General features: G+C 69.0%; 11 protein-coding genes and 2 riboswitches. Of the genes, 8 read left to right on the top strand and 3 right to left on the bottom strand.

Going from position 1 to position 12,998, the window contains the following annotated elements:
* Positions 1-158: 158 nt before the first annotated feature.
* Positions 159-542: a cold-shock protein gene (locus BLV63_RS15145; RefSeq protein WP_066214254.1), complete on the top strand. Its 384-nt coding sequence runs from the start codon at positions 159-161 to the stop codon at positions 540-542.
* A gap of 3 nt (positions 543-545) precedes the next feature.
* Positions 546-1,148 (top strand): DUF3027 domain-containing protein, encoded by a 603-nt coding sequence (locus tag BLV63_RS15140; RefSeq protein WP_066214256.1) that lies wholly within the window; start codon positions 546-548, stop codon positions 1,146-1,148.
* Positions 1,149-1,259: 111 nt separating this feature from the next.
* On the opposite strand, the gene serC is transcribed toward BLV63_RS15140, so the two are convergent.
* A complete protein-coding gene (serC, locus tag BLV63_RS15135) occupies positions 1,260-2,393 on the bottom strand; it encodes a phosphoserine transaminase (protein WP_066214259.1) in 1,134 nt (377 codons plus the stop codon).
* Between the two features lie 257 nt (positions 2,394-2,650).
* Here serC and BLV63_RS15130 point away from each other — a divergent pair, with 257 nt between their 5' ends.
* The 5 genes from BLV63_RS15130 (at position 2,651) to BLV63_RS15110 (ending at position 8,170) form a co-directional block, all read left to right on the top strand.
* A complete protein-coding gene (locus tag BLV63_RS15130) occupies positions 2,651-3,346 on the top strand; it encodes an iron-dependent transcriptional repressor DtxR (RefSeq protein WP_066214262.1) in 696 nt (231 codons plus the stop codon).
* 173 nt (positions 3,347-3,519) lie between these two features.
* Positions 3,520-3,762: riboswitch (cyclic di-AMP (ydaO/yuaA leader) on the top strand.
* A gap of 6 nt (positions 3,763-3,768) precedes the next feature.
* Positions 3,769-4,590: a M23 family metallopeptidase gene (locus BLV63_RS15125; RefSeq protein WP_254780571.1), complete on the top strand. Its 822-nt coding sequence runs from the start codon at positions 3,769-3,771 to the stop codon at positions 4,588-4,590.
* A 144-nt stretch (positions 4,591-4,734) separates the two neighbouring features.
* Positions 4,735-4,891, top strand: a riboswitch (cyclic di-AMP (ydaO/yuaA leader).
* Positions 4,892-4,894: 3 nt separating this feature from the next.
* On the top strand, positions 4,895-5,692 hold the full coding sequence (locus tag BLV63_RS15120) for an NlpC/P60 family protein (protein WP_066214269.1): 798 nt from the start codon (positions 4,895-4,897) through the stop codon (positions 5,690-5,692).
* Positions 5,693-5,958: 266 nt separating this feature from the next.
* Entirely contained in the window at positions 5,959-6,459 is a 501-nt protein-coding gene (locus BLV63_RS15115; protein ID WP_066214639.1) for an HNH endonuclease, read from the top strand.
* Between the two features lie 307 nt (positions 6,460-6,766).
* The gene (locus BLV63_RS15110; protein WP_169795518.1) at positions 6,767-8,170 is read left to right on the top strand and encodes a molybdopterin-binding protein; all 1,404 of its coding nucleotides are present in this window, start codon (positions 6,767-6,769) and stop codon (positions 8,168-8,170) included.
* Positions 8,171-8,202: 32 nt separating this feature from the next.
* On the opposite strand, the gene BLV63_RS15105 is transcribed toward BLV63_RS15110, so the two are convergent.
* Positions 8,203-8,955, bottom strand: coding sequence for an aquaporin (locus BLV63_RS15105; protein WP_082724148.1), 753 nt, complete (start codon positions 8,953-8,955; stop codon positions 8,203-8,205).
* Positions 8,956-9,618: 663 nt separating this feature from the next.
* On the opposite strand from BLV63_RS15105, the gene BLV63_RS15100 reads away from it, so the two are divergent.
* The gene (locus tag BLV63_RS15100) at positions 9,619-11,580 is read left to right on the top strand and encodes an ABC transporter ATP-binding protein (RefSeq protein ID WP_066214278.1); all 1,962 of its coding nucleotides are present in this window, start codon (positions 9,619-9,621) and stop codon (positions 11,578-11,580) included.
* 20 nt (positions 11,581-11,600) lie between these two features.
* Here the strand turns inward: BLV63_RS15100 and BLV63_RS15095 are convergent, their stop codons facing one another.
* Positions 11,601-12,971: a copper amine oxidase gene (locus tag BLV63_RS15095; protein WP_066214280.1), complete on the bottom strand. Its 1,371-nt coding sequence runs from the start codon at positions 12,969-12,971 to the stop codon at positions 11,601-11,603.
* Positions 12,972-12,998: the final 27 nt, after the last annotated feature.

The following is a 12,998-nucleotide window of genomic DNA, read 5'->3' as shown; positions in this document are numbered from 1 at the left end:
TGTATGCACCGGAGAAGCGGGCCGCGACATATGCCGGGTGAACGTCCGCGCCCGGGTAAAATAGTGTGGATACGCAGACCGCGAGCCGTGCCGCCCAGACCGGTTGAACCAGGTGGGGCATGGCCTGACCGCAAGCTAAGACAGACAGAGGTAAAGAAGTGCCTACCGGCAGCGTCAAGTGGTACGACAAGGACAAGGGTTTCGGCTTCGCAGCGTCCGAGGACGGGCAGGAGTACTACCTGCCGTCTTCCGCGCTGCCCGCCGGGGTGGGGGACCTCCGGAAGGGCACCAGGATCGAATTCGGCGTCGCCGAAGGCCGCCGCGGTGCTCAGGCCATGGGCGTCCGGCTGCTGGACAAGCTCCCCTCCGTCTCCAAGGCGAAGCGCACCTCTCCGAAGGAACTGGCCCCCCTGGTCCAGGACCTCTCCACCGTCCTGGACAACCTGTCCGGGACGCTCTCCTCGGGTAAGTACCCGGATGGCAAAAAGGGCGCCGCCATCGCGGCCGCCCTGCGCCAGGTCGCAGATCAACTGGAAGCCTGAGACATGACTGCCGAGCGTCAGAACACCCTTCGCACCCCCGCCCCCAAGCCGGGCGTCCCGCAGTGGAAGACCGGCAAGCCGGACGCGATGCTCGCTGCGGCAGTGGACCAGGCGCGCCGTGAGCTGGAAACGATCACCCCTGCCGGCACCATCGGCGAGCACCTCGGGGCCAAGCGCGAGGAGGACCGGGTGGTCACCCACCTGTTCGCTTCGCGCCTGGCCGGCTACGTCGGCTGGCAGTGGTTCGCCGTGCTGACCCGCAACTCCCGCTCCAAGGTGGTGACGGTCAGCGAGATCGGACTGCTGCCCAGTGAGGACTCGGTCCTCGCCCCGCCGTGGGTCCCGTGGTCCGAGCGCGTGCGTCCGGAAGACGTCGCTGCGATGCAGGCCGAGGAGGAGACCGCGGCCGGCGAGGCGGGCGGCGCCGAGCATTCCGGCACTGAGGACTCCGGTCAGGGCGACGACGCCGACCAGGTCGCCGTGGCGGCCGCGGACGCCGTGCTCGACGAGGGCGAGGCCGCGGCTTCAGAGGGGTCCGTCGCGGATGCGGGCGAGGCTGCCGGTGACTCGGACGTGGAAGACGCCGAAGAGGACGCTGCCGAATAGCACACCCGTGCTATGAAGATCCTGAGCCGCCGAACGGCTCGTCAAACGCCTGTGGGCCCGGTTTCCCGGGCCCACAGGCGTTTGCGGTGAGGATCTGCGCGGTGGCTTGGCCTACTTGCGCAGCTCGCCGACGATGTAATCGATGGAAGCGGTCAGCGCGCTCACATCCTCGGGGTCGATCGCCACGAAGGTCGCGATGCGCAGCTGGTTGCGGCCGAGCTTGCGGTACGGCTCGGTGTCCACGACGCCGTTCGCCCGCAGGATCTTGGCGACCTGGGCGGCGTCCACCGAGTCGTCGAAGTCGATCGTCGCGATGACGTTGGAGCGGTCCTCTGGACGCTGCACGAACGGCGTCGCGTACTCGCTCGCCTCGGCCCACGAGTACACGCGGTCAGCGGAATCGGCGGTGCGCTTGCTGGCGAAGTCCAGGCCGCCCTGCGCGTTCAGCCACTCGACCTGGGCGTTCAGTGTGACGAGCGTGGAGAGCGACGGCGTGTTGTACGTCTGGTTGAGCACCGAGTTGTCGATCGCCGTCTTCAGGTTCAGGAAGTCCGGGACCCAGCGATCGCTCGCCGCGATCCGCTCCGCGCGTTCCAGGGCCGCGGGGGAGAAGAGGGCGAGCCAGAGGCCGCCGTCGGACGCGAAGTTCTTCTGCGGAGCGAAGTAGTAGACGTCCGCCTCGCGGACGTCGACGTCCAGGCCGCCGGCCGCCGACGTCGCGTCGACGACCACGAGCGAGCCGTCATCGGCGCCGTTCACACGGCGCACGGGCGCGGCGACACCGGTGGAGGTTTCGTTCTGCGGCCAGGCGTAGACGTCGACGCCGGCCTCGGCCACGGCTTCCGGGCGGGTGCCGGGCTCGGCCGTGATGATGGAACTGGTCTCGAGGAACGGCGCCTTCTTGGTGGCGGACGCGAACTTGGAGCCGAACTCGCCGAAGGACAGGTGCTGCGCCTTCTTCTCCACGAGGCCGAACGTCGCGATGTCCCAGAAAGCCGTGGAGCCGCCGACCCCGAGGACCACTTCGTACTCCTCCGGAGCGTTGAAGAAGGACTTCAGGCCGGAACGCACGGAACCCACCAGGTTCTTGACCGGGGCCTGCCGGTGCGAGGTGCCCAGCAGGGTGGCGCCGGCAGCGCTGAGGGCCTCGACCTGCTCGGGGCGGACCTTGGAAGGGCCGGCGCCGAAACGGCCGTCCTTGGGAAGGAGATGGGCGGGGATGGTGAGGTGTGCCTGATCGCTCACAGATTGCTCCAGTTCTGGTGTGTGGCAGAGGGGACGGGTCCTTCCGGGGTGCGCCCGTCCTGAGGCCATTTTGCCGCAGGGCGGGCTTCAGGTCCCAAGCGAGTTCGGATTCCGGAGACCGGGAGCGTCATCTGCCGCATCCGTTATTCAGAGAGACTCCAAATAAGCTAGACTAGGGGGCGGCGTTCTAAGCTTGACGACATGAAGCTTGGGCGCGGACGCCATGGCGCACACGACGCGAGTGAGGGTAGGACGGGATGACTGATCTGATCGACACCACGGAGATGTACCTGCGGACCATCCTGGAGTTGGAAGAGGAGAAGATCGTCCCCCTCCGTGCCCGGATCGCGGAGCGCCTCCACCACTCCGGGCCGACCGTCTCCCAGACGATCGGCCGGATGGAGCGCGACGGCCTCGTGGTGGTGACAGGCGACCGGCACCTGGAGCTGACGGATCACGGACGACGGCGCGCGGTCGAGGTCATGCGCAAGCACCGGCTCGCGGAACGCCTCCTCTCCGATGTGATCGGCCTGGACTGGGCGTTCGTCCACGATGAAGCCTGCCGCTGGGAACACGTGATGAGCGAGCGGGTGGAGCGCCGCATCTACGAGCTGCTCGGACATCCCACGGATTCGCCGTATGGAAACCCGATCCCCGGGCTCGAACAGCTGGGCGGCCTGGAGGGTGAGCCGTTCGCCGCCGGCCTGATGACCCTCGTCCAGGCCATGAACGAGTACTCCCCGGGGTCCGTCGTGACGGTGCGCCGCCTGGCGGAGCCCGCGCAGGTGGAGCCTGAGCTCCTGCAGCAACTGGACGAGGGCGGGATCCGCCCGGGAGCGACCGTCAGCCTCGAACGTGCCGGAGATTACATCGCGGTGCGGGTGGCCGGCATCGAAGGAGCGCTCGAGCTGCCGCCCGAAGTCGCCGCCCACGTCTTCGTCTCGCTCGGCTGAACACCGCGCTGAACTGCATCTTCGTTTCCCAGAACGCGTCCGCGGCCCCGCGGGCGCGTTCTTCGCGTCCGTCGTCGCCGGCGGTGGGTTTATCCACATACTAGATAACGAATTTATTACTCTTGGGCCCGTTCGCGTATAGTGATGTCTCAGCGCTGAAACCTAAGCGTGACCTGTTTCGTACGCCGAGCTCTGCTGGCGAAACCAGGGTGTGAAGCATGACAGCAGAGGCGGGGGAACCATTTCCGGCGGTCTGGGATCAGATCGTCTTGGGGTGAAGCCCGCGGCGGTGCTCGGAACTTTTCAGAGGCGGCGCAAGCCGTTCCCCCTGGGTTCCCGTGTGCCTCCGCAGGCCGGGCAGCTGACTCTCAGGCCCGAATCCGACAGCTAACTTCGAAGGCGCTATGAGAGGGAATGCATACGTGAGCAATGACAAGCTGCGCGGACGTCGTCGCGCGAGTGGTCCGGCCCCCCAGGCCGCAGGTCCCGCGCAGACCGTCCTTCCGTCGACGCCCCGTAAGGCGAAGCGGAAGGGTCCTCTGCAGCAGATCGCCGATCTGGCAGTGAAGAGCGGAGCCATCCACAAGGGTGGGCTCGCACTCGCAGCAGGCGGCCTCGCTCTGACCGTCGCATTCCCCGCCAGCTCCGGCCCTCTGGCCGAAGCGGCCGGCCGGGATGGCACGCAGGCCACGGTCGGCATCACCGCCAGTGGCGCCGTTCAGGCCCCCGTCACCGCCTCCACCGGGGCGAAGATCTCCTTCAGCCGCACGTCGGCCACCAGCAAGCAGGATCCCGACGCCCGCCTCAAGGCCCTCATGAGCGCCCAGTCCGGCAAGGTGACCCCCGCGGCCGCCAAGGGCTCCCTGGGCTCCCCGCTCGCCTCCCTGACCGAGGCCTCGCCCTTCGGCTGGCGCATCAACCCCCTCGGCGGCCCGTCCGACTTCCACAGCGGCGAAGACTTCGTGGCCCAGTGCGGCACCCAGGTCATGGCTGCTGCGGCCGGCAAGGTCGTCTTCACCGGCTGGGTGGACACCGGCGGCGGAAACCGCGTCGTGGTCGATCACGGCAACGGTCTTGAGACCACCTACAACCACCTGAGCTCCTTCACCGTGCAGCCCGGACAGACCGTCCAGCGCGGCGATGTCGTGGCGCTCAGTGGCACCACCGGCGCCTCCACGGGCTGCCACCTCCATTTTGAAGTGATGGTCAACGGCCAGGTCGTCGACCCGTCCGGATGGCTCTGATCGAGAGCCATCTCTCGGTCTCGACGAATGTTCCGTAACCTTAACGTGACATTCTGCCGGGACTCCTGTAATTTATAGATCGCGCCTCCTCGTAAGAGGGGGAGCCCTGGGTTGGATTGCCGAGCTCTGCCACCAACCGAGGTCCGTTCGTAACTACTTCGTCTGGCAGAGGCGGGGGAACCAATTCTGGCCTTGTGTGCAAGGCCTTGGGGTTAAGTCGTCAGATCGCGAAAGCGACGGACGGCCGGATGGCTCCCATCCGAATCCGACAGCTCACCTCGTAGGCATCGGGAGAGGCTTTTCCTTGTCTTTTGGCACTACCTCTGCGCGCCATCGCGCTAAGCAGGCACCCAACACTTCGCTTCTTGAAATCTCCAAGGCCGTTTCTTCGAACGCCGGATCCATGGGCCGTCAGGCCGCAGTGATCGCCGCGGCTTCGGGCCTGGTGCTCACCAGCGGCATCGCCGCCAACGCCGCGGAGACCAGCGTTCAGCGCGATTCCTCCGCAGCAACCACCCTCGAGGTCAAGGCTGCTCCGCAGGCCGTGGCCGCATCCTCCACCGCCAAGCTCAGCTTCGTCCGCACCGCGGTCAAGACCGAGCCGGCTCCGGTCGTCGAGGCCCCCGTCGTCGAGGCTCAGTCCAACACTGAGACCCAGACCGCCCCGGTCGCCGACAACACGGCGAACACCAACACCAACACCCAGGTCACCGGTTCGAACGTCGCCGCTGCCGCTCCGGCACCGAAGACGGTCAACGCCGCCGCCGCTTCCGGCAAGGGTGCTGCGATCGCCGCTGCCGCTCTGGCTCAGCTCGGTGTCAACCAGGACTGCACCGCTCTGGTGTCGAACTCCCTGCGCGCCGTGGGCATCAACTTCCACGACTGGCCCGCCGGTTACCTGTCCCTCGGACGTACGGTGTCCGCCGCTGAAGCTCAGCCCGGCGATGTCATCTACTACGCCGACGGTGGCGTCGGTGTGCCTCACGTGGCCGTCTACATCGGCAACGGCCAGGCCGTGCACGGTGGATTCCTCGGTTACACCACCAAGGTGTACGACGCGTTCGTCGGCTCCGGCCCCGTCTTCATCCGCGTGGGTGGCTAAGACCTCGGTCTGAAGCACCAGCCCCTCCCGCTGGAGATTGTCAGAAGGACCCCGCCTGTGGCGGGGTCCTTCTGTCGTTAAGCCGGGAACTGTCGAAGGCGCCAACGAGGGGTGAATTTTTCGCGCGACACGTCCGCAATGTGGGCCAAGGCATCGCGCACGCGCCCGGGCGTGTTTAGGCTGGTTACGTCGATCCATAGCCCGGACACGCCGGGGGCAGCCGGCCCTCGTGCCCCTGCCGGGTGCGGCCGTGAAGAGGTATGTGCATGCGCACTCTCGTTCTGAATGCTGGATATGAACCGCTCGCGGTGGTCACCTTCCGCCGGGCGCTCGTCCTTGTGCTGGCTGGAAAGGCCAGTGTGGTCTCGGAGGGCGGCGAACCCGTCGTCGGCCCCCGTGAAGTCCTGGGACGGCCCTCGGTGATCCTGCTGAACCGTTACATCAGACCACGGCACAATGTGGTCTCGACGGTCAGCAGGAGAGGAGTCCTGCGCCGCGACGGTCATCGCTGCGGATACTGCGGCAAGGCCGCGCACACCATCGACCACATCCTGCCCCGGTCCCGCGGTGGCCGGGACTCCTGGGAGAACCTCGTGGCGTGCTGTCTCAAATGCAACAACACCAAGGGGGACCACACTCCTTCGGAGATGGGCTGGCGCCTGCGATTCATCCCGCGGCCTCCTGTCGGGACCGTGTGGCAGATCAAGGAGCTGGAGAAGCCCACCCCTGAGTGGAGCGCCTATCTGCCCGCCGAGGACGCCGCCTGATCCCTGCCCGGTGAGCTCCCCGGCCGGCTCGCCGCCGTCCGGGGCCGGTCCGGTGCGCCTCGTCCGCCCGACACGGGTCTTCCCGCGGCGACACGATGGCTCGGGCCCGGCCCGTTCGCGGCTCCCGTTCTAGGCTGGAGTTCTGGCCCGGGGGGCCGGAACGATGAACGGGACGAGGAGCAGGGAGGCGCCGGCCGATGTCAGAGACGCCGAGCTCAGAGACACCGAGGTCGAAGACGCGGGGGAGCGCCGTCGTGATGCCCGTCAGCGGTCTGCGGAGTCTGCCCCGCTTCCGGAGCGGCCGGTCATGACAGCACAGGACGGGGTGCCCACGGCCAAGCTCAGCTGGGATGAGGCCCGGAGCCTGCTGCAGGACCGGGTGGAAGCCCTTCCCGCCGTTCACGTGCCGTTGGCGCAGGCGGCCGGCCTGCTGACGGCCGAGGACGTCGTCGCCGAGGAGGACGTCCCGTTCGGCGCGAGGGCCGCGGTCGACGGCTGGGCCGTCAACGGCAGTCCGCCGTGGGTGATCGCCGAACCGGGGGAGCGTCTGGCGGGTCGTCAGAGCAGCCGTGTCGAGAAGGGGCGGCCGCTGCCTCCCGGCGGCAAGGGCGTGCTGGCCCTGGGAGACGCCCGCGTGACGCTGGACGCCGAGGGGCTCGCCGTCGTCGACCGTGCGCCGGGCGCCCGACCCGGGGCGCCGCGCAACGGTGAGAATATCGTGCCATCGGGGCAAGGGCTGCCTGCGGGCGCGCCCCTCGTGGCCCGTGGCTCGACGCTGGACCCGCTGCGCCTCGCAGTGCTGGCCGGCGCCGGGCTCGACACCGTCGCGGCCATTCCGAAGCCTCGGGTGCAGGTGGTGCAGTCGGGCCACCTGGTGACTCAGGGCCGTCCCGGGTGGGGTGAGGACCGGGACACGCTGGGACCGGTGCTGGGGCTGCTGCTGGACGCCTGGGGCGTCGCGGTCGAGAACACGGTCAGGATCTCCGGCACGGCGGCCGAGTGGCGCGCGGCCCTGGAGGAGGACGCCGACGGCGCGGCGGCGCCCGTCGACGTCGTCGTGACGGTCGGTGGAACGGGAGCGGGCGAGCAGGACCATCTGCGCGAGGCGCTGGAGGCGCTCGGCATCGAGTACGTGGTGGACGGCGTGTCCTGCGAACCGCTCCAGACCGTGGTGGCGGGCGTGCTGCCGGACGGCCGCCATGTCCTCGGCCTGCCCGGCACGCCCGGCGAAGCGCTGACCGCGCTGGCCCTGCTGGGGGAGCCCTTGTTCGCCTCCCTGGGGCGCCGCGAGGCCCAGGCCTTCCGGCCCGTGCCCTCGGGGCGCGCCCTGGACGCCGAACTCCGCCCTGCGCGTCTGGTGCCCGGCCACACGGTGTTCGGCATGGCCTCGCCGTGCGGGCCGGGCCACGGTCTGGCCGAATGGGCCGGGGCCGAGCTGCTCCTGGTGGTGCCGCCCCACGGGGTGCGGATGGGCGAGGAGCTGATGGCTCTTCCGCTGCCCTGGAAGCACGACGAGCGGAGTGCGACGGGCGCCCCGAAGCCGACGAAGCCGGGGGCGTCGCCGTCGTCGCGCGCCGAAGCCGCCGCGCCGGACGGCAAGCGTGCGCCCAAGGCCGCCCGGAACTCGGGGCCGATCGATTGGGCGGCCCAGGACTGGGACTCGCTCAGAACCCCGACGGGGCCGGAGGGCAGCGGCCCTGGCGGATCCTGACCTCGGCGCTCACCCGCCGGACGGGCAGGCCGCTACTTCGCCTCGCCCTCGAACAGGGCCTTGTGGGCGAAACCGGCGATCAGGCCTCCGGCGATCGGGGCCACGATCGAGGCCCAGAGCTGCGCCAGCGCGGCAGGGCCGCCATAGACGGCCGTGGCGATGGAGCGGGCCGGGTTGAAGGAGCCGTTCGTCACCGGGATGGCCAGGAGGGCGATGACCACCAGGGTGAGCCCGATCGCCAGTGGCGCCAGCTGGCCGGCGCCACGCTTGCCCGTGACGGCGAGGATGACGGTGACGAACAGGGCGGTCGCCACGATCTCGGCGATGAAGAACGACGCCGCGTTGTAGCCACCGGGAGACAGCTCGCCCCAGCCGGTGGAGGCGAAGCCGCCCTTCTGGGCCGCGGCGAGGGCGCCGTCCTTGCCGCCGGCGAGGATGGCGACGAGGGCGGTCGCGCCCAGGACGGCGCCGATGACCTGCGCCACCAGGTAGGCCGCGACGTCCCTCCACGCGAAGCGTCCCGCCGCTGCGAGGCCGAGGGTCACGGCCGGGTTGAAGTGGCCGCCGGAGATCGGGCCGAACGCGAACGCCCCGATGATCACGGAGAGGCCCAGCGCGAGGGCGACGCCGAGGAAGCCGACGTTGAGGCCGCCTTCGCCGGCGGCGAATCCTGCGGTGAAGAGCGCGGTGCCGATGACACCGAAGACCAGGAAGAACGTGCCGACGATCTCGGCTCCGAGCTTGGCGGCCACGGAGGGAGCAGCAGTCGTCATTGACTCAGACATGTTTCCTCTTTCGAATGATTCACAATAAAGGGTGGATAACATGCCCATGCTAGGGATCGCCGCGGTCCGGACCAACAATCACCGGAGGGCGACGCCGTCGCCGGCCGTAAGGAGGCGGTTGTGACTGTTCAGGGGGTCCCCGTGCGGCGCGAACGGACACGGCGTGGCCGGGCCGGCAGGTGCGGAGAGAGTGGTTCAAGCCGCAGGTAACTGACGATCTGACGTCAAGCAGGTCACAGGCTAGTTTCCAGCATGACCTGACGAAGGCTTGGGGGAGGTTTTCCGGGGAGCGAGAGAGCCCTTAAAAGGCTGAGCGGTGGCGAACCCCCCGGTTCGCCGCCGCTCATCCCCCCAATGTGTGAGCGCCTCCCCAGACGCCACGATCACACGTCTTCTATTATCCCAGGTTCTGTACAAAACACATCCGTGATCAGATCACCGTTTGGTAAAGGTTCGCGTACTGACTAGTTCGTGCGCCAGGCCCCGACAGAGCCGCTCGCGCCGCAGCGACCTTTGCGCCGTCTCTCGGGCCTCTGTTAGAGTTTTTGCCCGGAGCCCGCCGCGCCGGATACCCCCCAAGTTCGGAGCGGCGGGTTTTTCCCTGTCCCGGAACGGCCTCACCGCGGAACCCGGCCGCCGGATCACGTCCGAGGAGGACAAGCCATGAGTATGGACCGGGCGGCGATGAGCTCCCTTTACAACCTTTCCCGCGCGCAGGAAGGCCGGCGTCCCTTCTCCCGGGAGACCATCCGCCGCGTACTGGCGTTCGCCGTCCCGCACCGCGGACGCCTGATCGGATTCATCCTGCTGTCCATCGTGGCGGCCTTCCTGGCCGTGGCCACGCCGCTGCTCGCGGGGCAGGTGGTCGATGCAATCGTGGCCGGTAAGGACGTCGACCTCGTGGTCCGGCTCGCGGTGCTCATCGCGGTCGTCGCCGTGGCCGAGGCCGGCGTCGGGCTGCTGGTCCGGTGGTTCTCCGCGACGATCGGCGAGGACGTCATCCTGGACCTCCGCACCGCCGTCTTCGACCACGTGCAGCGCATGCCGGTCGCCTTCTTCACGAGGACCCGCACGGGGGCCCTTGTCAGCCGCCTGAACAATGACGTGGTCGGCGCGCAGGCGGCCTTCGCCGGAACACTGTCCTCGGTGGTCAGCAACCTGGTCTCCTTGACGCTGACGCTCGTGGTCATGCTCGACAAGTCCTGGCTCGTCACGCTCCTCGCGTTGGTCCTCCTCCCGCTGTTCCTGGTGCCCGCGCGCCTCATGGGCGGACGACTGGCCGCGCTGCGCCGAGAAGCCGCCGCCCAGAACGCGTCCATGGGCACCCAGATGACGGAGCGGTTCTCCGCGCCCGGCGCGACCCTCATCAAACTGTTCGGCCGCCCCTCGGACGAGTCCCGGGAGTTCGAAGCCCGCGCGCATCGCGTACGGGACATCGGCGTCCGCACCGCCATGCTCCAGTTCACGTTCGTCACGAGCCTGACGCTCGTCTCGGCGCTCGCGCTCGCCCTCGTCTACGGGGTCGGCGGCTGGCTGGCGCTGCACGGGACGCTGGGAGCGGGCGACGTCGTCGTGCTGGCGCTGCTCCTCACGCGCCTCTACGTGCCGCTCACCGGCCTCAGCAACGCGCGCGTCGAGATCATGAGCGCGCTCGTGAGCTTCGAGCGGGTCTTCGAGGTCCTGGACCTCCGGCCCATCATCCGGGAGGTCGAGCAGCCGCGGACCCTGCCCGCGGGAGCGCTCGCCGTCGAGTTCAAGGACGTCCGCTTCTCCTATCCGTCGGCCGAGCAGGTGTCCCTGGTGTCCCTGGAGGATGTGGCGGTGCTGGACTCCCGGGGTGGCGAGGAGGTCCTCCACGGTCTGAGCTTCCGCGCCGAACCCGGGCAGACCGTCGCGCTGGTCGGCTCGTCCGGCGCGGGCAAGTCCACCGTGGCGCAGCTTCTGGCACGGCTGTACGACGTCGACTCCGGAGCCGTGCTGCTGGGCGGCTCGCGGCCCGGCGAGGGCGTCGACGTCCGCGAACTGAGCTTCGACTCCCTGCGTCAGGGCGTCGGCATGGTGACGCAGGACGGCCACCTGTTCCACGAGACCATCGGTTCGAACCTCCGTCTGCCGCGGCCGGACGCGACTGATGACGAGCTCTGGGACGCGCTCCGCCAGGCCCGGCTCGAGGACATGGTCCGGTCCCTGCCCGACGGCCTGGACACCGTGGTGGGGGAGCGGGGCTACCGTCTCTCCGGCGGAGAGCGCCAGCGCCTGACGATCGCGAGGCTCCTCGTGGCCGGCCCGCGCGTCGTGATCCTCGACGAAGCGACCGCCGCCCTGGACTCCGCGAACGAAGCCGCCGTGCAGGAGGCGCTCGCGGCCGCGCTAAGCGGGCGGACCGCCGTCGTCATCGCCCACCGTCTGTCGACCATCCGGGACGCCGACCAGATCCTGGTGGTCGAGGGCGGTCGGATCGTCGAGCGGGGCACGCACACTGAACTGCTCCGTTCCGGGCGACGTTACGCCGAGCTGTACACCACGCAGTTCGCCGAGGCCCATGACGCCCTCCAGGAGGCCGGCCAGGACCTCGAGCCGGATTCCTCAGGAGACGGGGAGAGCGGTCGGCCCGCACAGGGCTGAGCCGTTGAGAGCACCCGGCATCACTTGGCTGCGGGTTTCCCATTCACCGTGGAGCGCTCCGGGGGTGTCAGCGGGTTCTGGCTGAACGCGTCCCGCGGCTGGAGGGAGAAACCCTGCCAGTGCACGTCCATGGGGCTCTGATCCTCATCGCGCGGCACGTGGTGATAGGAGACGGCCACCCAGGAGACGACGTCGTCGAGCTTCTCCCCGGACACGAACTGAGGGATCCCGGAGGAGGGGCAGCCGGCGGACAGGTTCTGGGTGGCGTAGCGCTCGCAGTCCTTGAACTGCGTGAAGGCCACGTCGTAGCCGAAAGCCGCATCACCTGAACCGGGACCGGTCTGGCCGGCGTGGTCGCCGTGGCTGTGCGGGGTGTAGCCATCGCTCTGATCGAGCTGGATGCGGTAGGACACCTGGTGCCCGTCCGGATTCCTGGCGCCGCCCAGGACACGCCACCAGCGGCGGTCGTCCCGCAGCCTCTGGGTCTCGGTGGCCAGCGGGGTGAAGGTGCCGTTCACGATCGCCGCATCCTTGCCACGCTGCCCCGTGAAGTCCGCGTTGTACTCCTGGACGCTCTGGCTTCCCGGCAGCCCCCAGTGGATCCGCCAGACCGCGTTGTGGTTGTGGCTCGTGGCGGCCTCGGCGGTGCCCGGGCCCACGGGGGAGCCGTGCTCGGCGTCGTGGGAGTAATCCGCCGGGGAGAGATCACCCGTGGCGCCCAGGCGCGGGGTGATGCTGCCGTCTTCGCCGAAGCTGTACAGGGAGAGGTATTCATACCAGCCGACCACGGAGAGCGTGCTGATCTCGAAGGAACGGCCACGTTGGGCGACCGGGCTTCCGGTGTACTCGCTGCGGCGGCCCAGGCCGGCGTCGACCTCTTCCGTGCACAACACCTCACGGGTCTCCGAACCGCCCACCGCTCCGGTGCCGAAATCGGGGAGCACCGCGGCGATCCTGGTGCCGGCGCACTCGGCCGAGCCGAGCGTCTTCATGTTGCGTCCCCCGAAACCGTGCTCGGTGATGTCCTTGGTGGTGCGGACACCGGTGTCATAGGGGACCTCCAACTGCGAGAGCGAGATCTCCTGGACGACCGGCAGCGTCTTCTGGCCCGGCGCCGTGTAGCCCACCTTCGTGAGGGTGAGGCCCTGCTGGGGATCGACACTCCAGCACATGGTCCAGGAACTGCCAGCCGGGAACCGGTGGGTGAGGGCCTTCGCCCCGTCGCCACACTCCGGCGCGCCTGGGTCGGCCACAGCGGACGGCGACGACGCCGGTGCGGGCTCCGCGGAAGCGGTCCGGCCGGGTGCCGCGAGGGTCCCTCCGGCCCACCCGCCGAGGAAGACGAGCACTGCGACTGCGAGGGCGAGAAGGAGCTTGGTCTTCCGGGTCACGGTTCCTCCTGGAAGGTTCTGGGGAGC

It is taken from the genome of Arthrobacter woluwensis (assembly GCF_900105345.1).
GTDB lineage: Bacteria > Actinomycetota > Actinomycetes > Actinomycetales > Micrococcaceae > Arthrobacter_E > Arthrobacter_E woluwensis.
Note: the sequence above shows the minus strand (reverse complement) of the source record. Positions and strands in the feature narration are given on the sequence as shown.

Bases quoted from the DNA above. Each gene is read 5' to 3' on its own strand.
- BLV63_RS15140 (WP_066214256.1), top strand. From the start codon at position 546: ATGACTGCCGAGCGTCAGAACACCCTTCGCACCCCCGCCCCCAAGCCG.
- BLV63_RS15130 (WP_066214262.1), top strand. From the start codon at position 2,651: ATGACTGATCTGATCGACACCACGGAGATGTACCTGCGGACCATCCTG.
- BLV63_RS15115 (WP_066214639.1), top strand. From the start codon at position 5,959: ATGCGCACTCTCGTTCTGAATGCTGGATATGAACCGCTCGCGGTGGTC.
- BLV63_RS15110 (WP_169795518.1), top strand. From the start codon at position 6,767: ATGACAGCACAGGACGGGGTGCCCACGGCCAAGCTCAGCTGGGATGAG.
- BLV63_RS15105 (WP_082724148.1), bottom strand. From the start codon at position 8,955: ATGTCTGAGTCAATGACGACTGCTGCTCCCTCCGTGGCCGCCAAGCTC.
- BLV63_RS15100 (WP_066214278.1), top strand. From the start codon at position 9,619: ATGAGTATGGACCGGGCGGCGATGAGCTCCCTTTACAACCTTTCCCGC.